Source organism: Actinomyces sp. ICM39, from assembly GCF_000282935.1.
In the GTDB taxonomy this organism is placed as follows: Bacteria; Actinomycetota; Actinomycetes; order Actinomycetales; family Actinomycetaceae; genus Pauljensenia; species Pauljensenia odontolytica_B.
This window is the reverse complement of sequence record NZ_ALCB01000070.1, coordinates 14,853-38,585: the sequence shown is the minus strand read 5'-3', so window position 1 is coordinate 38,585 and position 23,733 is coordinate 14,853. Positions and strand designations below refer to the sequence as shown.

Here is a 23,733-nt window from a genome sequence, read left to right as displayed (position 1 = left end):
GCGCACGCCTCTACCCCGTGGAGTCGCGGGCGCGGGGCCATCGTCGTGTCCGCCCATAGCCGATGTCACGCCTGCGGGGGCCTTCCCTCGTTGAAGGGGGTGGGGGCGTGTGCGATAATGTCGTGTCGGCTTACCGGTTCACCGGCATGCCCCAGGCGCTTGTTGGCGCGCTGGAAGGTGAGTCCCCGCCAGATGCGGGGGACGCTGCATGTCCGGACCCGGGGCACCAAACGATCCAGGAGAAACTCCATGAAGCAGGGTATTCACCCCGAATACGTGGACACCGTCGTGACCTGCACGTGCGGCAACTCGTTCCACACCCGTTCCACCATCACCTCCGGTGAGATGCGCGTGGACGTGTGCTCGGCCTGCCACCCGTTCTACACGGGCAAGCAGAAGATCCTCGACACCGGCGGCCGCGTCGCCAAGTTCGAGGCTCGCTACGGCAAGCGCGTGCGCCCCTCCAAGTGAGGGTGAGCGGCTAGCTCAACGGCGGTGTCGTTGGCCTCACGGCCGACGGCGCCGCCGCTTTGTCAACTGTATGGAACGAAGGAAGTGGTGAATCGTGGCCGCGACGGATGAACTCGGTGCCCTGGGCCCCCTGCTGCAGGAATACGAGCAGGTTGAGGCGCAGATGGCGGATCCCCAAACGCTGGCGGACCCGCAGCTGATGCGCCGAGTCGGCCGACGCTACGCCGAGCTTGGCCGCGTGAAGGCTGCTGCCGATAGGCTTTCCTCCGCCTCGGGAGACCTCGAGGCCGCCCGAGAGCTGGCCGCCGAAGATCGTTCCTTCGCCGACGAGATTCCCGCCCTCGAGGAAGAGGAAACGGCTGCCCACGAGGCGCTCGTGAAGATTCTGGCTCCCCGCGACCCCGAGGATGCGATGGACGTCATCCTTGAGATCAAGGCGGGTGAAGGCGGCGAAGAATCCGCGCTGTTCGCCTCCGATCTGGCCCGCATGTACGCCCGCTACGCGGAAGCGCACGGCTGGAGCGTCACCGAGATGAGCGCGACCCACACGGAGCTCGGCGGTTTCAAGGACATCACGCTCGCGATCCGCGCGAAGGGCACGCCCGCACCCGACGAGGGCGTGTGGGCACACCTGAAGTACGAGGGCGGGGTGCACCGCGTGCAGCGCGTGCCCGTCACCGAGTCGCAGGGCCGCATCCACACGAGCGCCGCAGGTGTTTTCGTCATGCCGGAGATCGAGGACGACGAGGAGATCGTCATCGACCCGAACGATCTGCGCATCGACGTCTACCGGTCCAGCGGCCCCGGCGGCCAGTCGGTCAACACGACCGACTCCGCCGTGCGCATCACGCACATCCCCTCGGGCATCGTCGTCTCGATGCAGAATGAGAAGTCGCAGCTGCAGAACAAGGAGGCCGCGCTGCGCGTGCTGGCCTCGCGACTGGCCGCCGAGGCGAGGGCGAAGAAGGAAGCCGAGGCCTCGGCCCAGCGTTTGTCCCAGGTGCGCACCGTGGATCGCTCGGAGCGCATCCGCACCTATAACTTCCCAGAGAACCGCATCGCGGATCACCGCACGGGCTTCAAGGCTCACAACCTGGACGCGGTCCTGTCCGGCGCGCTCGATGCCGTCATCGCTTCGCTGCAGGAAGCTGATGAGGCTGAGCGCCTGGCTGCCGCCGCTCAGTCATGATTGGAGGAGACATGGGGACGTGGTCCATCACGGACGCGCGTGCGTGGGCACGCGAACGCCTGACGAAGGCCGGCATCGACTCGGTCGATGCGGACGTGCGTGAGCTGCTCGAGTGGGCATGTGACGCCTCGTCCCAGTGGGAACTGCCGGCGGAGCTGAACGAGGACCAGGCCGAGAAACTGCGCTCGGCGGTGGGGGAGAGGGCCCTGCGTATTCCCCTTCAGCACGTCACGAGTCGCATGTTCTTCCGTGGCTTGACCCTGGCCGCTCGCCCCGGTGTGTTCGTCGTGCGCCCGGAGACCGAGGTTCTTGCCGGCCTCGCGATTGACGAGGCCATGTCGGTCGTCTCCCGCCGCGGTGAGGCTCGAGTCGTCGACCTGTGCGCCGGCTCCGGCGCGATCGGGCTGGCGGTGGCCATCGAGACCACCCGCACCGAGGTATGGGCAGTTGAGAAGGAAGCCGAGCCCTTCGCCCTGGCCTGTCAGAACCGTGACGCCGTGGGTGTTCCCTGCCTTCATTTGGAGCGAGGCGACGCGACGGATCCAGCCACGCTCGCGCACCTGGACGGGATGGTCGACGTCGTCGTCACCAACCCGCCCTACGTTCCCGCCGATGAGATGCCCACGCAGCCCGAGGCCAGTGCCGACCCCCACGTCGCCCTGTACGGGGGAAGCCCGGACGGGACCGAGATCCCCGCGCGCGTCGCGCGACGCGCCCTCACCCTCCTGCGCCCCGGTGGCGTCCTACTGATGGAACACTCGCCCACGCAGGAAGAGGCCATGGCGGCGCTCGCCGCCGAGCTGGGGATGACGGATATTACGACGCTGCCCGACCTGGCTGGCAGGCGTCGTTTCCTGAGCGCCCGCGCGCCCGAATCGACGAAGCCCACCGCATCCGTGACACAATGAACACGATGAGTACTGAGACGATCCTGAGCGCCGTTCCTTCCCTGAGTGAGGCTGACCAAGCGCGCGCCCAGCGGGAGCTGCGCGACGGCCATCTCCTGGTCGTCCCCACGGACACCGTCTACGGCATTGGCGCGGACGCTGCCAACCCCGAGGCCGTCGCTGCGGTCCTGGCTGCCAAGGGCCGCGGACGGCAGATGCCGCCGCCCGTGCTCGTCGCGTCCGTCGACGCGATCGACTCGCTGTGCGTCGATGTGCCCGAGGCCGCCCGCGCCCTTGCGCGTGCCTTCTGGCCCGGCGGACTCACCCTCATCCTGCGCGCCCGCCCCGACCTCGGGTGGGACCTGGGTGAAACCGGCGGCACCATCGGGGTGCGCATGCCGAACCAGTCGGCCCTCCTGCGCCTCCTGCATGACTTCGGACCAATGGCCGTCACCTCCGCGAACCTGACCGGTCAGCCTCCCGCGACCTCGGTCGAGCAGGCCGTCGGATACTTCGGAACACGCGTGTCCGCCTACCTCGACGGTGGCCCCACACAAGGTTCCACGGCCTCGTCAATCGTTGACTTCGCGCACGATGCGCCCCGGGCTCTCCGCCTCGGGACCATCTCCCTGGATGACCTCAGCGCCGCCGCTGGCGTGCCCATCGCCCCCGTCGAAGGGGCTGCTTCGTGAAGGTCTACCTGCTGCTGGGTGCCATTGCGATGGCCCTGACGATCCTGCTGACCCCGGCTGTGCGCTGGGCGTGCTTGCGGTTCAACATCTTGCCGCCCGTGCGTGGGCGTGACATCCAGAAGACACCGATTCCGCGCCTCGGCGGCGTCGCGATGACGATCGCACTGATCATCACGATGCTGCTTGCCTCGCGGATCCCCTACATGGCGCCACTTTTTACCACCACGGTCCCGTGGGCCGTCATGGCCGGTGCCGGTGCCATGTGCATCCTCGGCATCATCGATGACATCATCGAGTTGGACTGGATGGCCAAGCTCGGCGGTCAGGTGCTGATCGCGGGTGGTATGGCTTTCGGCGGGGTGCAGCTGGCCTCGTTCCCGATTTTCGGCCTGACGCTCGGATCCTCCCGACTGTGGCTCTTCGTCTCCGTCTTTTTTATTGTCGGCATCATGAACGCCGTCAACTTCATCGACGGGCTCGACGGCTTGGCCTCCGGCATGATCGCGATCGGTGCGGGGTCCTTCTTCGTCTATTCCTACATCGTCACCCGGCTCATGGGCGCGGCCTCCTACGCGACGACCGCTAGCCTCATCGTGATCGCGCTGCTCGGAGTGTGCGCAGGCTTCCTCTGGTTCAACTTCCACCCCTCCTCGATCATGATGGGCGGGGGAGCGGAGACCATGGGCCTCGTCCTGGCTGCCGCCGGCATCATCGTCACCGGCAAGATCGATCCCTCGCTGCTCGGACGCCAGCAGATGATCGTGTCCGCGCTGCCGCTCATCCTGCCGCTGTCGGTCATCTTTATGCCCGTCCTCGACTTGGTCGTCACCTCGATTCGCCGCATGAGCCGAGGCAAGAGCCCCTTCGTTGCCGACCGCTCCCACTTCCACGACCGTCTCCTCGTTGCCGGGCACTCTCACCGCGGGGTCGTTGCGATCCTGTGGATGTGGACCGCCATCGTCTGCGTCCCCGCAGTCGGGCTCCTCGTGTTCGAGTGGTGGAGCGTCGCGCTCGTCGCCATCATTGCGGCAGCAATCGGTGTGGCTGTCACCACCCGTGAATTCCCCAAGGAAGACCCCGCCCACGAAGAGGTTTCCGCATGAGCTACCTGCTCGCTGTTGTCATGGTCGTCATCATCTGCGGCGCGCAGTGGTTCTTCACCTCGCGCGCTCTGCGCTCGCCCTCCCACTTCATCGGATGGGTGACCGGCGGATACGCGGCGAAGATCGCTCTGCTGGCCATCGGACTGTATGTTCCGCGCGCCCTGGGCATGGACGTCCGGGTGGCCGCAATCGCCACGATCATCGCGATTATCGTGTCCTCGACGGTCGAGATGATGGTCATGATGCGCAAGCGCACGATGAACGTGGACGCGCCGAGCGACACTCAGTAACCCTTGCGCGCGCTAGGCGGCCCCTTCTCTGTATAGAATGGTTGAGTTGCCCCGGCAGCAGACACAAACCAATGGAGTTGAGATGAAGGAGGCACATTCAGTGTCCGATCACGCGCCTGCTCGCCGCACCGCGTCCAAGCCGCGTTGGTATTGGGTGAGCCTCGCGATCCTTCTCATCGTCATCGCACTCACCGCCTACCCTGCGTTCACGCAGCACCCCCACCAGCCGGCCCTCGAGGACTTTTTCCCGACCGTGATTTTCGGTGAGGGAACGTTCTTCGAGTTCAACCGACTGACTCTCGCCCGCGTGATCATGGGCGTACTCGTCTCGCTCATCCTCGTCGCAGTCGCGCGCAAGCCTCAGCTGGTGCCGACCCGCGGACAGATGGTCATCGAGGGGCTCGCCGGTTACATTCGCGACAATGTTGCTCTCGACATGCTTGGCCCCAAGACCGGTCGCAAGTTCTCCGGCTTCATTGGCTTCCTGTTCTTTGGCGTCCTGTCGATGAACATTGCGGGCATCATCCCCGGCATCAACATCGCGGCCTCGTCGGTCGTCGCCGTCCCGATGGTCTTCGCGCTCATTACGTACGTGACCTTCATCGGTGCGGGTATCTCCAAGCAGGGCGTCGGCGGTTTCTTTTCCTCGCAGCTTTTCCCGCCGGGACTGCCCGTCCCCATGTACCTGCTGATTACGCCCATCGAGTTCCTCTCGAACTTTATCGTTCGCCCCGTCACGCTGACCCTGCGTCTTCTGTGCAACATGATCTCGGGCCACCTCCTGCTGGGTATGACCTACTTTGGAACGGCGATTCTGCTCCACGAGCTCTCCGTCCTGTCTGCCGCGTCCGCGCTGACCGGTGCCGCCATGTTTGTCATGACGGGCTTCGAGGTCTTCGTTGCCTTCCTGCAGGCGTACATTTTCACGATCCTGTCGACCGTGTACATCAAGCTTTCCGTCGAACATCACTGACCCCCAACGCCACCCGGCGTTACTAACAGAAGGAAACCACTATGGGAACCGCAGCATTCGCCTACATCGGCTACGGCCTCGCCACCCTGGGCCCCGGCCTCGGCATCGGCCTCATGGTCGGCAAGACCCAGGAAGCGACCGCCCGTCAGCCCGAGGTTGCCGGCCGTCTCTTCACCAACATGATCATCGGCGCCGGCATGGTCGAGGCCCTCGGCCTCATCGGCTTCGTTCTGCCGCTCATCGTTAAGTGATCGCCATGCACCAGATTGTCGCCGCGTCGGACCAGGAGGTCGGCGGCCTCGCCGTCATCCTGCCGCCGCTGTACGAGATTTTCTGGTCGGCTCTCGTTCTGCTTATCGTCCTGCTCCTCGTCGGACGCTACGCGCTGCCTCGCATCTACAAGACGATGGACGAGCGCGCTGCGAAGATCGAGGAGGGCCTCGGCGCCGCCGAGCAAGCGAAGGCCGATCAGGCTGCCGCTGCGCTCAAGCGCGAGGAGATCATTCGCGAGGCTCACGCTGAAGCGCACACCATCCGTGAGCGCGCCAACGACGAAGCGAAGGCCATCGTGGCCGCCGCGCGTCACGAGGCAACCAGCGAGGCCAACCGTATTCTCGAGGCCTCCGAGCGTCAGATCCTCGCCGAGAAGCAGGCTGCGCAGATCTCCCTGCGTTCCGAGGTGGGTCTGCTCGCCTCCGAGCTGGCAGAGAAGATCATCGGTGAGCACCTCACCGACACGGCCCTGACTTCTCGCGTGGTCGATCGCTTCCTTGACGAGCTCGAGGCCGACAGCGCCCGGGTCGAGGAGAAGCGATGACACAGATGCGCACGATCGAGTCCGTCCCCTTCGCGAAGGAGCTGGCGGCGGCCCTGGCCACACCCGGCACCGACCCAATGCGGGTTGCCGAGGATTTTTTCGGCCTGGCCGACCTGTTCAAGGAGAACACTCGTCTCGCGCGTGCAGCGACCGACCCGGCGCGGTCGGTCGCAGATAAGCGGGGGCTCGCCTCCAGCGCGTTCGCTTCGCACGTGACGGCTGCGACGCTGTCCGTCGTGAATGCGGTCGTCGCCGACCACTGGCGTCATCCGGCGGATGTGGCGGACACGCTCGAGGTGCTTGGCATTCTCGGCGTGCTCAATGCTGCGGGTGCTCACAACGCCCTCGATCAGGTCCGCGAGGAGCTGTTCCAGGTCCGCTACTTCCTGGCACACAACCGCGAGGTGCGCGTGCGCCTGTCGGATACGTCCAAGGGCAACTCTCACGAGCGCGGGGATATCGCAACCAAGCTCTTTGGCGAGCGCATCAGCGTCTGGACAATGCGCCTCGTGCGCCGTGCTGTTGGCCGATCGAACCACGGTCGTCTGCTGCACAACCTGCGTCGCTACGCTCAGTGGGCCGCAACCATGCAGGACCGCCTCTTCGTGACGGTCGCCACGGCCTCGCCGATGAGCGACGCGCAGGTCGAGCGCCTGCGCACGATCCTGACGAAGCGCTACGGCACGCCCGTTGACCTGGCGATCTCGGTCGATCCTGAGCTCATTGGCGGCTTCCGTCTGCGCGCGGGCATGACCGCGATCGACGCCTCGTTGGCCAGCCGCATCAGTGCAGCGCGCGACGCGATCGCCAGCTAGCACTTCTCGTACACACATTAATTTTCTTTTACCTAGTTAGGAATCCTCATGGCTGACCTCAGCATCTCCCCGGAGGAAATCCGCGGAGCACTGGACTCCTTTATGGAGTCCTACCGTCCGGCGGACGTGGCCACCGAAGAGGTGGGTCACGTCATCGAAACGGCCGATGGTATCGCGCACGTCGAGGGCCTGCCCGGCACCATGGCGAACGAGCTGCTGCGTTTCGAGGACGGGACGCTGGGCCTGGCCATGAACCTCGACCAGCGCGAGATCGGCGCCGTCGTCCTCGGTGACTTCGGCGGCATCGAAGAGGGCCAGGTTGTGCACCGCACGGGCGAGGTTCTCTCGGTTCCCGTCGGTGACGGCTACCTGGGCCGCACGGTTGACCCGCTCGGCCGCCCGATTGACGGTCTCGGCGAGATCACGGACCTGGACGGGCGCCGCGCGCTCGAACTGCAGGCCCCCGGCGTTATGGCGCGTAAGAGCGTCCACGAGCCCCTCGCCACCGGCCTGAAGGCCATCGACTCGATGATCCCGGTTGGCCGCGGCCAGCGTCAGCTCATCATCGGCGACCGTAAGACCGGTAAGACCGCGATCGCCCTTGACACGATCCTCAACCAGCGCGAGAACTGGAAGAGCGGCGACCCGAACAAGCAGGTGCGTTGCATCTACGTGGCGATCGGCCAGAAGGGCTCGACCATCGCATCCGTGCGCTCCACGCTCGAGGATGCTGGCGCTATGGAGTACACGACCATCGTGGCCTCCCCGGCCTCGGACCCCGCCGGCTACAAGTACATGGCCCCCTACACGGGTTCCGCCATTGGCCAGCACTGGATGTACCAGGGCAAGCACGTCCTCATCGTCTTCGACGACCTGTCCAAGCAGGCCGAGGCCTACCGTGCGGTGTCGCTACTGCTGCGTCGCCCGCCGGGCCGCGAAGCCTACCCCGGCGACGTCTTCTACTTGCACTCCCGCCTGCTGGAGCGTTGCGCGAAGCTCTCGGACGCCCTGGGTGGCGGTTCGATGACCGGCCTGCCGATCATCGAAACCAAGGCGAACGACGTGTCGGCCTACATCCCGACCAACGTCATTTCGATCACCGACGGCCAGATCTTCCTGCAGTCCGACCTGTTCAACTCGAATCAGCGTCCTGCCGTCGACGTGGGTATCTCCGTGTCCCGTGTTGGTGGCGCGGCCCAGCCCAAGGCCATGAAGAAGGTCGCTGGTACGCTCAAGCTGACGCTCGCGCAGTACCGCTCGATGGCCGCCTTCGCCATGTTCGCTTCCGACCTGGATGCGGCGACTCGTCGTCAGCTGACCCGCGGTGAGCGCCTCATGGAGCTGCTCAAGCAGCCTCAGTCCACGCCTTACGCGATGGAAGACCAGGTCGCTTCGATCTGGATGGGCACCAAGGGCTACCTCGATGACATTGAGGTCGAGGACGTCCTGCGCTTCGAGCGAGGCCTGCTCGACCACCTCCACGCGAACTCCACCGTGCTCGATACGATCGCGGCGACCGGCGACCTGACCTCCGAGACGGAGGAGGCGCTCAAGAACGCCGTCGAGGAGTTCCACCACCAGTGGATCAGCGCCGGACGTGGCGCCGCCGGACTCGAGGACGGCGAGGTCGTGGCTGAGCGCACCCGCGAGGAAATTTCGCGCGGTCGCACGAGCGAGAAGGCCTAAGCGATGGGTGGACAGCAGAGGATCTACAAGCAGCGTATCGCCTCGACGACGACGCTCGCGAAGGTCTTCCGCGCCATGGAGATGATCGCTGCGTCTCGCATTGGCGCGGCGCGGCGCGCTGCCACCGAGGCGGGGCCTTACGAAAAGGCCCTGACCCAGGCGGTCGCGGCGGTCGCGGTCCACACGGACCTCGACCACCCGCTGACCGAGGAACGCGAGGATACCAATCGCGTGGCCATCCTGGTCGTGGCATCGGATCGCGGTATGGCCGGAGCCTACTCGGCGACCATCCTGCGCGAATCGGAGAAACTCATCGCGGACCTGCGTGAGGACGGCTACGAGCCCGTCGTCTACACCTTCGGTCGCAGGGCCTCGGCGTACTTCCGCTTCCGCGGCGTTGACATCGAACGCGAGTGGGAAGGGGAGTCGGATTCTCCGTCCCCCGAGACCGCGCGTGAGATGGCGAACGTGCTGCTCGAACGTTTCCTGGACCCGGACCCGGATACGGGCGTTGGCGCGCTGCACCTCGTGTACACGCGCTTCAAGACCGTGATGAGTCAGGTGCCCGAGGTACGCCAGATGCTGCCGCTGACGGTTGTGGACGCCCCCGAATCAGACGAGGAGCGCGCCACCGAACGCGGCTTCGCGGACGATCCGTCCTTGGCCCAGCCGGAATACGAGTTTATTCCGTCTGCGGAAGCTGTTCTGGACACGCTTCTTCCCCTGTACGTGGAGGCGCGTATCCACAACGTGCTCCTGCAGTCGGCAGCGTCCGAGCTTGCATCGCGCCAGCGCGCCATGCACACCGCGACGGACAACGCGAACGAGCTCATCACCAAGTACACGCGTCTGGCGAACTCGGCCCGCCAGGCGGAAATTACCCAGGAAATCACCGAAATCGTGGGCGGGGCCGACGCTCTTAACGCGAGCTAAGCCCTTCGAGACACGGAGTAACACCATGACTGATACACATGCAATCGCCGAGGGACGCGTCGCACGCGTCGTCGGCCCTGTCGTCGATGTCGAGTTTCCCCCGGACCGCATCCCGCCGCTGTACAACGCGCTGACCGTCGAGGTGAACCTCGCAGGCCAGGGTGAGGGCGAGTCGACCTTCACGATGACCCTCGAGGTTGCCCAGCACCTCGGTGACAACCTCGTGCGTACCATCGCGCTGAAGCCGACCGACGGCCTCGTGCGTGGCGCCCCCGTCACCGACACCGGCGCCCCGATCACCGTGCCCGTCGGCGACGTCACGAAGGGCCACGTGTTCAACGTGACCGGCGACGTGCTGAACCTTGAAGAAGGCGAGACCCTCGAGGTCACCGAGCGCTGGCCGATCCACCGTCAGCCCCCGGCCTTCGACCAGCTCGAGGCACGCACCAAGATGTTCGAGACCGGCATCAAGGTCATCGACCTGCTGACCCCCTACGTGCAGGGTGGCAAGATTGGCCTCTTCGGCGGTGCGGGCGTCGGTAAGACTGTCCTCATCCAAGAGATGATCCAGCGCGTGGCCCAGGACCACGGCGGCGTCTCCGTGTTCGCCGGCGTCGGTGAGCGTACCCGTGAGGGCAACGACCTCATCGGTGAAATGGAAGAGGCGGGCGTCTTCGACAAGACCGCCCTCGTCTTCGGCCAGATGGACGAGCCGCCGGGCACGCGTCTGCGCATCGCCCTGACGGGCCTGACCATGGCGGAGTACTTCCGCGATGTCCAGCACCAGGACGTCCTCCTGTTCATCGACAACATCTTCCGCTTCACCCAGGCGGGCTCCGAGGTTTCCACGCTGCTGGGCCGCATGCCCTCGGCCGTGGGTTACCAGCCCAACCTGGCTGACGAGATGGGTCTGCTTCAGGAGCGCATTACGTCGGCCGGTGGCCACTCGATCACCTCGCTGCAGGCGATTTACGTTCCCGCCGACGACTACACCGACCCGGCCCCGGCGACGACCTTCGCCCACCTGGATGCGACGACCGAGCTCTCCCGTGAGATTGCGGCCAAGGGTATTTACCCCGCCGTGGATCCGCTGGCCTCGACCTCGCGTATCCTCGACCCGGCCCTGGTCGGTCGCGAGCACTACGACGTCGCCACGCACGTCAAGGCCATCCTGCAGAAGAACAAGGAGCTGCAGGACATCATCGCCATCCTCGGCGTCGACGAGCTGAGCGAGGACGACAAGGTCACCGTCGCGCGTGCTCGCCGCATCGAGCAGTTCCTGTCGCAGAACATGTACATGGCCGAGAAGTTCACGGGCGTGCCCGGCTCGACCGTGCCGCTGTCGGAGACCATTGAGGCGTTCAAGCGTATCGCCGAGGGCTACTACGACGATGTTCCGGAGCAGGCGTTCTACAACTGCGGTGGCATCGATGACCTGGAGCGCAACGCTCACGAGCTGGCCAAGGAAGCCTGATGGCATCGGGCAAGTCCTTGCAGGTTGAGGTCGTCTCCCACGAGGGACGCCTGTGGCACGGCGCGGCCGCGTCCGTCCAGTTTCCGACGGTCGACGGAAGCCTCGGTGTCCTGCCGGGCCGTCAGCCGCTCCTCGCCCAGCTGAGCGAGGGAACTGTGACGGTGTCCCGCGCGCACGAGGTCGTGTCTTTCCAGGTCACTGGGGGATTTGCCTCAGTCGACTCGGATTTCGTCACGGTCGTGGCCGACCACGCTACAGTGGCAGAACAGTAATTCGACGCAGCGCGAGGAGGACCTCATGAGCCTGATGACGATTGTGATCTGGTGTGCGGTTCTCCTCGCGTGCGTCGGGGCGATCCTGTGGGTGTACATGAATGTGCGCGCCCGCAGGATCGTTTCGCGTCTGGGTGCTTTCCGCTGTTGGTCGCGCCCGGACGTTCACTCTGGCTGGACGGCTGGCATTGGCGTGTATGGCGTCGAGGAGCTGTCCTGGTATCGGCTGGTGGGGCTGACCTTTAAGCCGGTGTATTCGATCCCTCGTCGGGGCATGGAGGTCTCGGCCCCGATTGCGCACTCGGCCGACGGTTCCGTCGTCGAGGTGCGACTGGCGTATGGTGACCATCGTTACGAGGTGGCCGTAGAACGCTTGACATATAACGGATTGGTCTCCTGGGTGGAGTCCGGTCCTCCGCGCCTGGTCTGAGCAGGATTGGTAAGCTCGCGGGGTGCGTATTGTTATTGCTTCCTGCACCGTTGATTATTCCGGTCGTCTGAGCGCCCACCTGGATGCCGCTAAGCGCGTCATCATGCTCAAGGGTGACGGCTCTGTCCTCATCCATTCCGAGGGCGGTTCCTACAAGCCGCTTAACTGGATGACCGCTCCCTGCACGGTTTCCATGGGGGAACCCGGCGAGGACGAGGAAGGCGTCGAGCAGGTCTGGACGGTTCAGGCCGACAAGACTGACGACAAGCTGATCATCCGCATCCACGAGATCATCGCGGATGTCACCGAGGATCTGGGTGTGGATCCCGGCCTCGTGAAGGATGGCGTCGAGGCGCACCTGCAGGAGCTACTCGCGGAGCAGGTGCCCCAGATCCTTGGCGACGGCTGGGAGCTGGTGCGCCGCGAGTTCCCCACGCCCGTGGGCCCGGTGGACCTCATGGTGCGCGACGCCGACGGCAATCACGTGGCGATCGAGGTGAAGCGCCGGGGCGGCATCGATGGCGTTGAGCAGCTGACGCGCTACCTGTCGCTGCTGGGGCGCGATGCGCTCCTCGGCGATGTGACCGGTATTTTCGCAGCCCAGGAGATCACCAAGCAGGCGCGCACCCTCGCCGAGGATCGCGGTATCCGCTGCGTGGTACTCGACTACGACGCGATGCGCGGGGTGGATGACCCCGAGTCTCGTCTGTTCTGATGGAGGCATCCCGTCGTGTGAGCCTGGGGAGAATCATCGCCCAAGGACTCGTCCCTGCGACCGCGGCGCGTTCGCCGCTGGACACCGTTGAGAATCTGGCGGCACTGCAAGGTCAGCAGGCGAGCGCGATCCCGTGGGCGATTGGCGTGCGCTGCGCGGGAGTGTCGCGCGCTCGCGTCGAGGAGTCATTCGCACGTGGTGAGCTGGTTCGCTCCTGGCCGATGCGCGGCACCATTCACGTGACGAGCGCCCGTGACCACCATTGGCTGCGCCGTCTGCTGCGTCACCGGCGTGCGGCGTGGGAACGCCAGGCGCTTTCTCTGGGCCTCACCGATGCTCTCGTCGAACGTGCGGCGCAGGTTGCGTGTGACCTGCTGGATACCTCACCCCAGGGAGTGAGCCGCGCCGAGCTTGTCGAGGCGTGGGGTAGTAGGGGGATCGATACGGTGACGACTTCTTCCGCGCAGGACGGGCTACGGCGTCGCCACCTCATCATGCGCCTGAACCTGGACGGTGTGCTTACCGCGGGGCCCGTGCGCGCGGGTGAACACCTGATCGTTGACGCGCGCTCACTTCCGGCCGCCCCCGGGGTCGCGAAAGGAGAGCCCGGGCACGAAGAAGCCCTCGCGGTCCTGGCAGCGCGTTACGCCTGGGGGCACGGTCCCATCGACGAGGCGGACGTGGCTAGGTGGACCGGGTTGACTCTCACCGAAGCGCGCCGAGCGTTGGCCGGGGCGCGCGTGGCGGGGGAGAGTATAGGTCTTCCTCTTGCGGAATATGGAGCCGGTCTGGCTCGCGCAGATCTCGCAGATCTCGTGGAAGACTTCCGCGCTGAGGCGGAGGCGATGCTCGCGCTGCCCTCATTTGATGAGTTACATGTCGGCTACAAGGACCGCTCCTGCCTGACGGACGAGCCGGGCGAGGCTTTGATCTGCCCGGCGAAGAACGGCATGTTCCGTCCGATTGCTGTCGCAGGTGGACGCTTGGTTGCCGTGCGCGCCCCCGGTAGCCAGGTTGTGACCGCCGACGGCTGCGGGACCTATGAGGAATCAGCGCGACGAGCGTTCGATGACTGGGAGAAATGGTTGTCTGAGACGCAGCAGTGATGTGTCAGGTGTGCCACAATTAATGCATGACTACTTCTGTGTTGCGTGGCCGTCTGGTCCTCGAAGATACCGTCGTTGAGGATGGAATCATCGAGTTCGACGGCGCGACTATTACCCGTGTGTGTCCCGTTTCCGAGTACGAGGGCGAGGCGCCCGAGGCCAGCGATGCGACCTACCTGCCCGGCCTCGTTGATGTGCACTGTCACGGCGGCGGCGGAGAGTCCTTCCCCAACGCCGAGACCGCCGAGGAAGCCCTCGTTGCGGTCCTCGAGCATCGCCGTCACGGCACGACCTCCCTGGTCGCATCCTGCGTGACCGCCTCCGCCGAGGTGCTGCGTGCGCGCGCGAAGACCCTGGCCGAGCTGGCGAAGGCCGATGAGCTCGCCGGCATCCACTTCGAAGGGCCCTTCGTCTCCCACGAACGCTGCGGCGCCCAGGATCCGACGTTTATCGTCGATCCCGACGCGGACCTGACGCGCACCCTCATCGAGGACTGCCAGGGCTACGCGCTGTCCATGACGCTGGCCCCCGAGAAGCCGGGCGCCTACGGACCCGGCTCGGTTGCCGAAGCCCTCATCGATGGGGGAGCGCTGCCGTCGTGGGGACACACCGATTCCAACTCGGTGAAGGCTCGCGAGGCCCTGGCCTACTCGCGTGAGCGTTTCGCGCAGGTAGAGACCAAGCGCGGCCCCCGCGCGACGATCACCCACCTGTTCAACGGCATGCGCCCGCTGCACCACCGCGACACCGGTCCGATCGCCGAGTTCCTTTCTGATGCCGCTCGCGGCGGAGCTGTCGCCGAGCTGATCTGCGACTCCATCCACGTCGATCCTTCGCTCGTGCGTGACGTGTACGAGCTGGTGGGCCGCGAGCACGTCGTCCTCATCACCGATGCGATGGCGGCCGCCGGCATGGCCGACGGGCAGTACACGCTCGGCCCCCAGGACGTCATCGTCAAGGATGGCGTTGCACGCCTCGCGCAGGGGAACGCCATTGCCGGTGGCACCGCACACCTCATGGACTGCGTGCGCGTCGCCGTTACCCGCGGCGGCATCCCGCTCGTGGACGCCGTGTACATGGCCTCCGTCCAGGGCGCCACGATCCTGGGCGACGACACCATTGGCTCCCTTGCGCCCGGCAAGAAGGCTGACATTGTCGAGGTCGACTCTGACCTCGCCGTGCGCCGCGTCTGGCGACGTGGCACTGTGGTTGCGTGAGAGGCAAGCGAAGCAAGAAACGACCGTGGGGCGAGGCGCGTCCATTGCAGATGGACCGCCTCGCCTCCGTGCCGCGTACGGAACGCGGCCCCGACGGTGGCGATTATCAGGTGCGCCGCCTGCCCGGTTCGGCAAAGGACTACACATGCCCTGCATGCTTGCGTCCGATTCCTGCGGGGACGGCGCATGTCGTCGCATGGCCCGAAGAAGCACCTTTTGGCTTGCCTCAGGGTGTGGATGGTCGTCGTCACTGGCACTCGGAGTGCTGGCGTCGACGCCTGCGTCCACTGTGACGTATGGATGTGATGCATCACTGCCCCGCGTGCGAATTCGGCCGTCAACGGGGTTAGCACGTAAAGTGGAGGCTGAAGAATACCCGCAGTGTGGGTGTTGGACGTGAGGAGCAACCGTGGAACTCTTTAAGCGATACGTGGCGGCATCGTCGATGGGCGTTGTGGCTCTCGTATGCGTGCTCGTCGGGCTGCTCGGTGTGACCGTGCTGCGGCCGCCGACGCATCAGGTCTCGTCGGTCGTGTCTGCGACCGATCTGATCATGACGCGTGGCAACGTGCTGTCGATCGTGAAGGACGACGTGACGGTCACCGCGACGTCGAAGTCGGGTGCACCCGTGACGCTGAGCATCGGCACCACGCAGGACGTCAAGGGTTGGATCGGCGACGCCGCCTACACCGAGGTTATCGGTGTGGAGTCGGACCGTACGAAGCTGAAGGCCGAGTCGCACGATGCGATTGGCCCGTCTCGCATCCCGTCGCCCACCCCGGCCCAGTCGGGGGCTCAGTCGGGCGTCCAGTCCGGTGCGCAGCCCCTTGCCGAGCCGTCGTCCGCCGACCTCGTGCAGCAGCTCGCCTCCTCCGACATGTGGTTCAAGCAGGCCAGCGGTGAAGGCACCGTGAGCCTGGACCTCGAAAACGTTCCGTCGGGTCGTTCCGCTCTTGCCGCGTCGGCCGCCGGCCCCGGCGACCTGACGCTGACGCTGACCTGGAAGGTCGAGCAGACCAACACGCTCGCCATCATTGCGTTCCTTGCCGCGTGTGTCTTCGCGCTGATCGCCCTCGCCCTGTTCCTCACCCGTTGGCAGCTCCTGCGCCTGCGCAAGATCCGCGAGGCCCGCATCGAAGAGCGCCGTAAGGCTGACTCCCTCGAGACCTCCTCGATCAACTCTGCGGCCGTCGCTGAACGCGTGGCTGCCGCTCGTGACTCTGCCCCGGCGCACGCTCCCGTTGAGGAGCCTCCGGCGGCCGACGAGGCCACGGTATCGAACGACTCTTCCACCGACGCCGCCGCAGCGATGCCCGTCGAGGAGAAGGCTCAGTGGGGTGCTGCGGTCTACACGCCCGCAGCCGATGAGTCCGCCGAGAATGCGCCCGCCGAGGAAGAAGGCGCCGACGGGGCCTCGTCCGAAGAAGAAGCCGCCGGTGAAGCTGCCCCGTCCGAAACAGACGATGCGACCGAGGCCGCCGACAGCTCCGATGAGGCCGCAAGCAATGAGCCCGCGAGCAACGAGGTGCCTCAGGACGATTACGTTCCCGACCCGCTGACGGACACCTTCGAGCGCCGTGGACGCCACGGCCTCGACAACGGCCCGATCGATCAGGATCCGCCGGAGCGCGCCACGACCGACACCGGTGTTATTGACCTCTCCGGTATCCGCGGTGGCCGCACGCTGCCTTCGCGCCGCGCCCTGCGCGAAGCGCGCAACAACGGCGAGCAGACCGTCGTCGTGGATGGCCAGGAATTCAACACGGGCCTGATTCCGATCACGCGTCCCCGCGCCGCCGAGCCGGCCGCCCCGACCTCGGCGCCCGACGATGACGCGTCGAAGACCGGTGGCTGGACCTCGATCATGTCCGGTTGGCTCAAGGACCGTCAGGAAGGCAAGTGATGAAGAGAAGGACCGTCGCAGCGGCGGCAACCGCCCTGCTCATGGCTTCGACGCTGGGGCTCAGCGCCTGCTCGAACGAGATCGTCGCCCAGTCGGGCGATGAGGTGCAGAGCGCCGCGAATCTGGACCTCGAGCGCATCTCCTCCGTCCTTGACGCAACCGGGCAGGCCATGACGAAGGCCGATGCATCGCTGAATGCAGCCGACCTGTCGGGTCGCGTCGCTCAGGGCGCGCTGGACTATCGCACCGCGCAGTACGCGCTGGCCACGGCCTCGGGTCAGGCCCCGCAGGCCCTGGACTTCACCCCGGCGTCTCTGGCGATTACGAACTCCGATTCGTGGCCGCGCGCGATTTTCAACATCTCCGCGTCCTCTACGACTGCCCTGCCCGTTCTGCAGGTCTTCGTGCAGGACTCGGCACGTTCGGATTATCAGCTGACGAACTACGCTCGTCTGCTCGGTGGTACGCAGCTGACCCTGCCTCCCGTGGGCACCGGCTCGGCCTACGTGACCGGTGATTCTGAGGGATTCGTCGTGAGCCCGCAGGCGGCTCTCGCGCAGTACATTACGATGCTGAACTCGGGCACCCAGGACACGTCGCAGTTCCCCGCTGACGACTTCACGAAGACCTATCTCTCCGGTGTCAGTGACCTGAACTCGTCGGTGAGCGCTGCCGGCAACGTGACCGCCGCGGCAACCGCGACGTACTACCCGATCTCCGGCCTGGTGCTGCAGGATGGCTCGGCTCTCGTGGCCGCCAACTTCAAGTACACGCTGACCTACCAGCGCACGGTCGCGGGTGCGACCATGAACCTGGGTGGAAAGACCGCGACGATGAGCTCGGGCGGCACGACGGTGGAAGGCACTGCGACCGCGGAATATATCGCCACCGTCCTCATGCGCATTCCCTCGAAGACCGCGGGCGGAACCCCGCAGGTTGTCGGCGGCGAATACACGATTGTGTCCGTGGCCCTCGATCCTTCGTCGAGCCCGGGCTGATTTTCACCCACAGCGCACACGTCGTCCCCGCGGCTTAGAGTCGTGGGGACGACGCATATCATCGTTCCTAGCACCAACTGTTTTGACGAAGAGGACACCATGACCACGCCTGACCCTCGCCCCGCATCTGAGACGACGCCCATGCCCGCAGACTCGCACGGAGCCGTCGACCTGTCGGCACGTTCGAGCGCGCCCACCGCCCCGGAGGCTCCCGCGTCCGCAGCGGGGGAGGGCCTGCATATTCCGCTCATCACCACGACTGACGAGGAAAACTTCCAGGACGTCATGTCCACCTCCCAGGCCGTGCCGGTCATCATGGTCATGTGGTCTCCGCGCTCGCTCGAGTCCAAGCCGACACTGGCCATGCTCGAGGAGATCGCGCGTGAGCAGGCGGGCAAGTTCCAGCTGGTCGAGGTCGACATCGACAAGGCTCCCGCGATCGCCCAGGCATTCCAGATCCAGGGTGTGCCCACGGTCGTCGCTCTTGTTGGTGGGCGCCCCGTTCCGCTGTTCCAGGGTGCAGCCGCGAAGGAACAGGTGCTTCCCATCGTGACGCAGGTGCTCGAGGCCGCCGCGCAGATGGGCATCACGGCACGCATTGCCGTGGCCGCGGAAGACACGGTCGCCCCGACCCCGCCCGAGCACGAGGCGCCCCTGGCCGCCGAGGACGCTGGTAACCTCGACGAGGCCATCGCCGGCTGGGAGAAGGTCATCGAGCTGAATCCGCGTGACGAGGCCGCGAAGTCTCATCTGTCCCGCGTGCGTTTCGCGGCGCGGGCCTACGGCGAACAGAACACGGATGACCCTGCCGCCCGTGCGGATGCTCTGTTCGCTGCGGGTGATGCCGCTGGAGCCTTCGACGTGCTGCTCGATCTGTTGGCGACTACGAAGGATGACGAGGAGCGCGACGCGCTGCGCCTGCGTCTCCTGGACCTCTTCCGGGTCGCGGGATCGACGCCCGAGGTCTCCAAGGCCCGCACGCGCCTTGCAATGCTCCTCATGTGATACCGTCGAGCTAATGAGCGAATGTGCAAGGAGGCACCCGTCATGGCAGCATGGATCATCGTCGCAGTCGTCTTCGTTGCGGTCGTCGTGTGGTACGGATGGCATTCCACGCACAACGAACTGACGAAGAAGATTAACCGCGAGACCGACCCGGAGGCCAGGCGCGAACTGATCAAGCTGCAAGGGCAGATCGATCGGGGGAGGGCTGGCTTTTAAACGCCGCCCGTATGCGTCGCCATGTGCTGTAGCTACAACGACTAGGCAATGTGAAGGCCGGAGCAGGAATCCCTGCTCCGGCCTCACCCGTATCAGCCTACGGCGTCAGCGCACCTGCGAGGCGGGCACCAGCCACACGGCGCCCAGCGGCGGCACGCGCAGCGACGCGGAGACCGGGCGGCCGTTCCACGGGGTGTCCTCGGCGATGATCGTGCCGACGTTGACGACGCCCGAGCCGCCGAACTCCTCGGAGTCGGTGTTCAGGATCTCGACCCACTCGCCGCCGAAGGGCAGGCCCACGCGGTAGCCCTCGTGCGGGTTGCCGGCGAAGTTCGAGATACACACGACGACCTCGCGGTTGCCCGCATCGTCCGAGCCCTTACGCAGGTAGGAGATCAGGTTGTGGTCGCCGTCCGAGGCGTCGATCCACTCGAAGCCCGTGTAGTCGTCGTCCCACATGGCGGGGGAGGACGCGTAGATCTTGTTGAGGCGCTCCACCAGAGCAGCGACGCCGGCGTGGCCCTCCTGATCCAGCAGCCACCAGTCGAGGGAGTAGGACTCGTTCCACTCCTGCTCCTGGCCGATCTCCTGGCCCATGAAGAGGAGCTGCTTGCCCGGGTGGCTCCACTGGTAGGCGTACAGCGAACGCAGGCCCGCGAGGCGCTGCCACTTGTCGCCGGGCATCTTCGAAATCAGCGAGCCCTTGCCGTGCACGACCTCGTCGTGCGACAGCGGCAGCACGTAGTTCTCGGAGAAGGCGTAGACCAGCGAGAAGGTGAGCTCGCCGTGGTGCCAGCGGCGGTTGACCGGATCCTCGCTCAGGTAGCGCAGGGTGTCGTTCATCCAGCCCATGTTCCACTTCATGCCGTAGCCGAGGCCGCCGCCGGACGTCGGGGCGGTCACGCCGGGCCACGCCGTGGACTCCTCGGCGATCATGATGATGCCGGGGTGACGACGGTACGCGGTCGCGTTGGCTTCCTGGATGAACTCGATGGCCTCCAGGTTCTCGCGGCCACCGTACTGGTTGGGACGCCACTGGCCGTCCTTGCGCGAGTAATCCAGGTACAGCATCGAGGCCACGGCGTCGACGCGCAGGCCGTCGATGTGGAAGTCCTCGAGCCAGTACAGGGCGTTGGCGACCAGGAAGTTACGCACCTCGCGGCGGCCGAAGTTGAAGACGTAGGTGCCCCAGTCGGGGTGCTCGCCGCGCAGCGGGTCCGGGTCCTCGTACAGCGGGGTGCCGTCGAAGCGGGCCAGCGCGAAGTCGTCCTTGGGGAAGTGGGCGGGGACCCAGTCCAGGATGACGCCGATGCCCTCGCGGTGGAAGGCATCCACCAGGTAGCGGAAGTCGTCCGGGGTGCCGTAGCGCGAGGAGGGCGCGTAGTAGGAGGTCACCTGGTAGCCCCACGAGCCACCGAAGGGGTGCTCGGCCAGCGGCATGAACTCCACGTGCGTGAAGCCCATCTGCTTGACGTAAGGGACCAGCTCGTCGGCCAGCTCGCGGTAGCCCAGGCCCTGACGCCAGGAGCCCGCGTGGACCTCGTAGATGGACATCGGGCCATCGTGAACGTTGCGCTCACGGCGGGCCTGCATCCACTCCTGGTCGGTCCACTCGTGGAAGTAGTCGGTGACGACCGAGGCTGTGGCCGGGGGAATCTCGGTGGCGCGGGCCATCGGGTCGGCCTTCTCGAACCAGTTGCCGCCGGGGCCCTGGATCTCGAACTTGTAGCGGGCGCCAACGCCGACCTCGGGGACGAAGATCTCCCACACGCCGGATGAACCCAGCGAACGCATGGAGGTCTGCGTACCGTCCCAGTAGTTGAACTCGCCGACGACGCGCACGGCGCGGGCGTTGGGAGCCCACACGGCGAATGCGGTACCGGTGGTCTCACCCAGCTCGTCGGTGTAGGTCTTCACGTGCGCGCCCAGAACCTTCCACAGGTCCTCATGGCGGCCCTCGGAGATCAGGTAGGTGTCCATCTCACCCAGGGTCGGCAGGTAGCGGTAGGGATCGTCGCGCACGATCGTGTCCTCGCCATAGGTGATGGACACGCGGTAGGCGGTGATCTCCTTGCCGGGCAGGGCCGCGACCCAGATGCCGCCGCGCTCGTGCGTCGCAGCGTAGGCGCCGGTGGGGGTGATGATGTCGACCGCGTCGGCCAGGTGCGCGACGACTCGGATGGTGACGCCGTCGTCACCGAGGTGGGCGCCCAGCACAGAGTGGGGCGAGTAGTAGGAGCCTGAGGCAACGGCGTCGAGAATGTCGTCATTGACCGGGATCGGCGTAAGTTCGAAGCTCATGGATTTTCCTTACTCCAGAAGGGTGAACCGCTCAGTTCACTGGTGCTGATAAGTCTAACGTCTGACCGGCAAAAAAGGGAGCCGGGTCTCATATTGGTGGGGTTATGGAGGGGTGTCGTGCGCCCGGCGCGGTGACGTGGTAGCGCCGGGCGCACAAGCTTTCTTAGGCCTGCGCCCAGGGCGAAGAGTGCGCGGGCTCGACCTTGAAGACGTGGCCCAGGCGCGTCACGGGGGACAGCGACACCCAGTTGGACGAGCCCCACACGTAGGAGCGTCCGTCCAGCTCGTCGACGACCGTAATGTGACCACCCGGGGTGGCCAGGCCCATCGCCTCCAGATCGAGCTCGACCGAGGCGTCCACGCCGTGGTGCGGATCCAGGGAGATCACGCAGATGACGGTGTCGGGCTTGCCGTCCGACGTGAACTTGCCGGGCACCTGACGCGAGAACGCGATGAGGCGATCCGAGGACGTCGGGTGGATGCGGATCTGGTGGAGCTGGCGCAGCGCGGGGTGCTTGGCTCGCGCGGCGTTGAGCAGCGTGAACAGGCGCGAGATGCCGATCGGCTCGGCGTCCTCCCAGCGGCGCGGGCGGAACTCGTACTTTTCGTTGTCGTTGGGCTCCTGGTAGGTGCCGCGCGGCTCGTTCTCCACGAATTCGTAGCCCGAGTAGATGCCCCACGTGGGTGCACCGAGCGCGGCGAGCATCGCGCGGATCGCGAAGATCGCGGTGCCACCGTCCCACATCTGCGGGGTGAGGATGTCGTGCGTTGTGGGCCAGAAGGCGGGGCGCATGAGGTGCGCCGTCTCTTCGGAGACCTCACGCAGGTACTCCTCGATTTCCTCCTTGGCGGTCCTCCACGCGAAGTACGTGTAGGACTGGTCGAAGCCAATCGCGCCGAGGGTACGCATCATGGCGGGGCGCGTGAAGGCCTCGGCCAGGAAAAGCGTGCCCGGGTACTGTGCCTTGATGTCGGCCAGCAGGCGCTCCCAGAAGGGGATGGGCTTCGTGTGCGGGTTGTCGACGCGGAAGATCGTCACGCCGTGGTTGATCCACAGCTCGATGACGTCCCGCACGGCCTGGTAGATGCCCTCCGGGTCGTTGTCGAAGTTCAGGGGGTAGATGTCCTGGTACTTCTTCGGCGGGTTCTCCGCGTAGGCGATGGTGCCGTCGGCGCGCGTCGTGAACCACTCGGGATGCTCCTTGACCCACGGGTGGTCGGGGGAGCACTGGAGGGCCAGGTCGAGAGCGACTTCCAGGCCGAGGCCTCGGGCACGCTCGACGAAGCGGTCGAAGTCGGCGAAGTCACCGAGCTCGGGATGGATGGCGTCGTGGCCACCCTCGGGGGAGCCGATGCCGTAGGGCGAACCCGGATCGCCGGGAGCGGCCTCCAGGGAGTTGTTCTTGCCCTTGCGGTGCGTTGTTCCGATCGGGTGGATCGGGGTCAGGTAGATGACGTCGAAGCCCATGCCGGCGATGCGCGGCAGTTCGTTGGCGGCGCCCGCGAGCGTGCCGGAGACCCACGTGCCGTCGGGGCGCTGGAAGGCACCCGCGGAGCGTGGGAAGATCTCGTACCACGCGCCCGCCAGGGCCTTCGTGCGGGCCACGTCGAGCGGGTAGACGCGGGAGGAATCCAGCAGGTCACGCAGCGGGTGGTCGCGGAAGATGAGACGCACGCGTGAGGAGATGCCAGCGGAGAGGCGCTGCTGGGCGGAATGGCTCGTGTCGCGCAGGCGGCGCGCCGCGTCGGTCAGGACGTCAATGTCCGAGGCCGGGGGACGCTTCTGGGAGGGGTTGCCGTAGGCGGTGCCTTCGGCCGCACGCTCCATGAGGAGGGCACCCTCTTCGAGCATGAGCTCGACGTCGACGCCGGCGCCGACCTTCACCGTCGCGTCGTGGCGCCACGTCGCGTAGGGATCCGACCAGGAGTCCACGCGGAAAGACCACGCGCCTGGGGTGTCGGCTACCACCCAGGCCTCGTACCGGTCGAGGCCGGGGGCGATGTCCACCATGCGCGTGCGGGAGTATTCACCCCCGTCCGGGCGCAGCAGGACGGCCTCGGCGGCGAATGCGTCGTGTCCTTCGCGGAACACGGTCGCACGAATGGGGAAAGGCTCGCCTTCGGTCGCCTTGGCGGGAAGCGTGCCGTCCTCGATGACGGGGAACACTTCAATGATCGGGATACGGGGCAACAGTTTCTCGCTCACGAGACCCACAGTAGCCTATGGATGCGCGCGCGTG

General features: G+C 66.0%; 25 protein-coding genes. 23 read left to right on the top strand and 2 right to left on the bottom strand.

The annotated features are described in order from the left end of the window. Window positions 1–249 precede the first annotated feature (249 nt). The 23 genes from rpmE to HMPREF1137_RS04510 all read left to right on the top strand — a co-directional run bounded on the left by rpmE (window position 250) and on the right by HMPREF1137_RS04510 (window position 19,192). Window positions 250–471, top strand: coding sequence for a 50S ribosomal protein L31 (gene rpmE / locus HMPREF1137_RS04615; protein ID WP_007589405.1), 222 nt, complete (start codon window positions 250–252; stop codon window positions 469–471). A 94-nt stretch (window positions 472–565) separates the two neighbouring features. Further along, the gene (gene prfA / locus HMPREF1137_RS04610; RefSeq protein ID WP_007589416.1) at window positions 566–1,660 is read left to right on the top strand and encodes a peptide chain release factor 1; all 1,095 of its coding nucleotides are present in this window, start codon (window positions 566–568) and stop codon (window positions 1,658–1,660) included. Beyond that, the gene (locus tag HMPREF1137_RS04605; protein WP_034496822.1) at window positions 1,657–2,568 is read left to right on the top strand and encodes a N5-glutamine methyltransferase family protein; all 912 of its coding nucleotides are present in this window, start codon (window positions 1,657–1,659) and stop codon (window positions 2,566–2,568) included. Before prfA ends, HMPREF1137_RS04605 begins: the two co-directional genes overlap by 4 nt. Next, window positions 2,565–3,239, top strand: a complete 675-nt coding sequence (locus HMPREF1137_RS04600) for an L-threonylcarbamoyladenylate synthase (protein ID WP_034496820.1) — start codon at window positions 2,565–2,567, stop codon at window positions 3,237–3,239. The genes HMPREF1137_RS04605 and HMPREF1137_RS04600 overlap by 4 nt, the downstream gene beginning before the upstream one ends. Then, the gene (locus HMPREF1137_RS04595; protein ID WP_007589447.1) at window positions 3,236–4,342 is read left to right on the top strand and encodes an MraY family glycosyltransferase; all 1,107 of its coding nucleotides are present in this window, start codon (window positions 3,236–3,238) and stop codon (window positions 4,340–4,342) included. Before HMPREF1137_RS04600 ends, HMPREF1137_RS04595 begins: the two co-directional genes overlap by 4 nt. After that, on the top strand, window positions 4,339–4,632 hold the full coding sequence (locus HMPREF1137_RS04590) for a hypothetical protein (protein WP_007589424.1): 294 nt from the start codon (window positions 4,339–4,341) through the stop codon (window positions 4,630–4,632). The genes HMPREF1137_RS04595 and HMPREF1137_RS04590 overlap by 4 nt, the downstream gene beginning before the upstream one ends. Before the next feature lie 82 nt (window positions 4,633–4,714). Next, window positions 4,715–5,605 (top strand): F0F1 ATP synthase subunit A, encoded by an 891-nt coding sequence (atpB, locus tag HMPREF1137_RS04585; protein WP_196792955.1) that lies wholly within the window; start codon window positions 4,715–4,717, stop codon window positions 5,603–5,605. A 41-nt stretch (window positions 5,606–5,646) separates the two neighbouring features. Then, window positions 5,647–5,856 (top strand): ATP synthase F0 subunit C, encoded by a 210-nt coding sequence (atpE, locus tag HMPREF1137_RS04580; RefSeq protein WP_003792932.1) that lies wholly within the window; start codon window positions 5,647–5,649, stop codon window positions 5,854–5,856. 5 nt (window positions 5,857–5,861) lie between these two features. Then, window positions 5,862–6,422 (top strand): F0F1 ATP synthase subunit B, encoded by a 561-nt coding sequence (gene atpF, locus HMPREF1137_RS04575; protein WP_007589435.1) that lies wholly within the window; start codon window positions 5,862–5,864, stop codon window positions 6,420–6,422. After that, window positions 6,419–7,237 (top strand): F0F1 ATP synthase subunit delta, encoded by an 819-nt coding sequence (locus HMPREF1137_RS04570; RefSeq protein WP_007589415.1) that lies wholly within the window; start codon window positions 6,419–6,421, stop codon window positions 7,235–7,237. Before atpF ends, HMPREF1137_RS04570 begins: the two co-directional genes overlap by 4 nt. A 48-nt stretch (window positions 7,238–7,285) precedes the next feature. Beyond that, window positions 7,286–8,923 (top strand): F0F1 ATP synthase subunit alpha, encoded by a 1,638-nt coding sequence (atpA, locus tag HMPREF1137_RS04565; RefSeq protein WP_007589411.1) that lies wholly within the window; start codon window positions 7,286–7,288, stop codon window positions 8,921–8,923. Window positions 8,924–8,926: 3 nt separating this feature from the next. Then, window positions 8,927–9,856 (top strand): F0F1 ATP synthase subunit gamma, encoded by a 930-nt coding sequence (locus HMPREF1137_RS04560; RefSeq protein WP_007589380.1) that lies wholly within the window; start codon window positions 8,927–8,929, stop codon window positions 9,854–9,856. 25 nt (window positions 9,857–9,881) lie between these two features. Continuing rightward, window positions 9,882–11,330, top strand: coding sequence for a F0F1 ATP synthase subunit beta (gene atpD, locus HMPREF1137_RS04555; protein WP_003792927.1), 1,449 nt, complete (start codon window positions 9,882–9,884; stop codon window positions 11,328–11,330). Further along, window positions 11,330–11,602 (top strand): F0F1 ATP synthase subunit epsilon, encoded by a 273-nt coding sequence (locus HMPREF1137_RS04550; protein WP_007589438.1) that lies wholly within the window; start codon window positions 11,330–11,332, stop codon window positions 11,600–11,602. The genes atpD and HMPREF1137_RS04550 overlap by 1 nt, the downstream gene beginning before the upstream one ends. A gap of 25 nt (window positions 11,603–11,627) precedes the next feature. Continuing rightward, entirely contained in the window at window positions 11,628–12,032 is a 405-nt protein-coding gene (locus tag HMPREF1137_RS04545) for a DUF2550 family protein (protein ID WP_007589421.1), read from the top strand. A gap of 22 nt (window positions 12,033–12,054) precedes the next feature. Next, window positions 12,055–12,747 carry an endonuclease NucS gene (nucS, locus tag HMPREF1137_RS04540; RefSeq protein ID WP_007589403.1) on the top strand — a complete coding sequence of 231 codons (693 nt, stop codon included), beginning with the start codon at window positions 12,055–12,057 and terminating at the stop codon, window positions 12,745–12,747. Beyond that, a complete protein-coding gene (locus tag HMPREF1137_RS04535; RefSeq protein WP_034496817.1) occupies window positions 12,747–13,853 on the top strand; it encodes a DNA glycosylase AlkZ-like family protein in 1,107 nt (368 codons plus the stop codon). The genes nucS and HMPREF1137_RS04535 overlap by 1 nt, the downstream gene beginning before the upstream one ends. A gap of 26 nt (window positions 13,854–13,879) precedes the next feature. Continuing rightward, a complete protein-coding gene (locus HMPREF1137_RS04530; protein ID WP_034496815.1) occupies window positions 13,880–15,070 on the top strand; it encodes an N-acetylglucosamine-6-phosphate deacetylase in 1,191 nt (396 codons plus the stop codon). Window positions 15,071–15,120: 50 nt separating this feature from the next. Further along, window positions 15,121–15,363, top strand: coding sequence for an Rv1322 family protein (locus HMPREF1137_RS10500; protein ID WP_081493508.1), 243 nt, complete (start codon window positions 15,121–15,123; stop codon window positions 15,361–15,363). A 152-nt stretch (window positions 15,364–15,515) separates the two neighbouring features. Beyond that, complete coding sequence (locus HMPREF1137_RS04525) at window positions 15,516–16,973, top strand: hypothetical protein (protein ID WP_034496831.1); 1,458 nt, start codon at window positions 15,516–15,518, stop codon at window positions 16,971–16,973. After that, entirely contained in the window at window positions 16,973–17,971 is a 999-nt protein-coding gene (locus HMPREF1137_RS04520; protein ID WP_007589383.1) for a DUF8094 domain-containing protein, read from the top strand. The genes HMPREF1137_RS04525 and HMPREF1137_RS04520 overlap by 1 nt, the downstream gene beginning before the upstream one ends. A 99-nt stretch (window positions 17,972–18,070) precedes the next feature. Next, window positions 18,071–18,976, top strand: a complete 906-nt coding sequence (locus HMPREF1137_RS04515) for a tetratricopeptide repeat protein (protein ID WP_050980935.1) — start codon at window positions 18,071–18,073, stop codon at window positions 18,974–18,976. Window positions 18,977–19,018: 42 nt separating this feature from the next. Beyond that, the gene (locus HMPREF1137_RS04510) at window positions 19,019–19,192 is read left to right on the top strand and encodes a hypothetical protein (RefSeq protein WP_007589422.1); all 174 of its coding nucleotides are present in this window, start codon (window positions 19,019–19,021) and stop codon (window positions 19,190–19,192) included. Window positions 19,193–19,297: 105 nt separating this feature from the next. On the opposite strand, the gene glgB is transcribed toward HMPREF1137_RS04510, so the two are convergent. Together glgB and HMPREF1137_RS04500 are read right to left on the bottom strand one after the other, a co-directional pair. After that, complete coding sequence (gene glgB / locus HMPREF1137_RS04505; RefSeq protein WP_007589445.1) at window positions 19,298–21,493, bottom strand: 1,4-alpha-glucan branching protein GlgB; 2,196 nt, start codon at window positions 21,491–21,493, stop codon at window positions 19,298–19,300. Between the two features lie 163 nt (window positions 21,494–21,656). Then, complete coding sequence (locus tag HMPREF1137_RS04500; protein ID WP_034496828.1) at window positions 21,657–23,699, bottom strand: maltotransferase domain-containing protein; 2,043 nt, start codon at window positions 23,697–23,699, stop codon at window positions 21,657–21,659. Window positions 23,700–23,733: the final 34 nt, after the last annotated feature.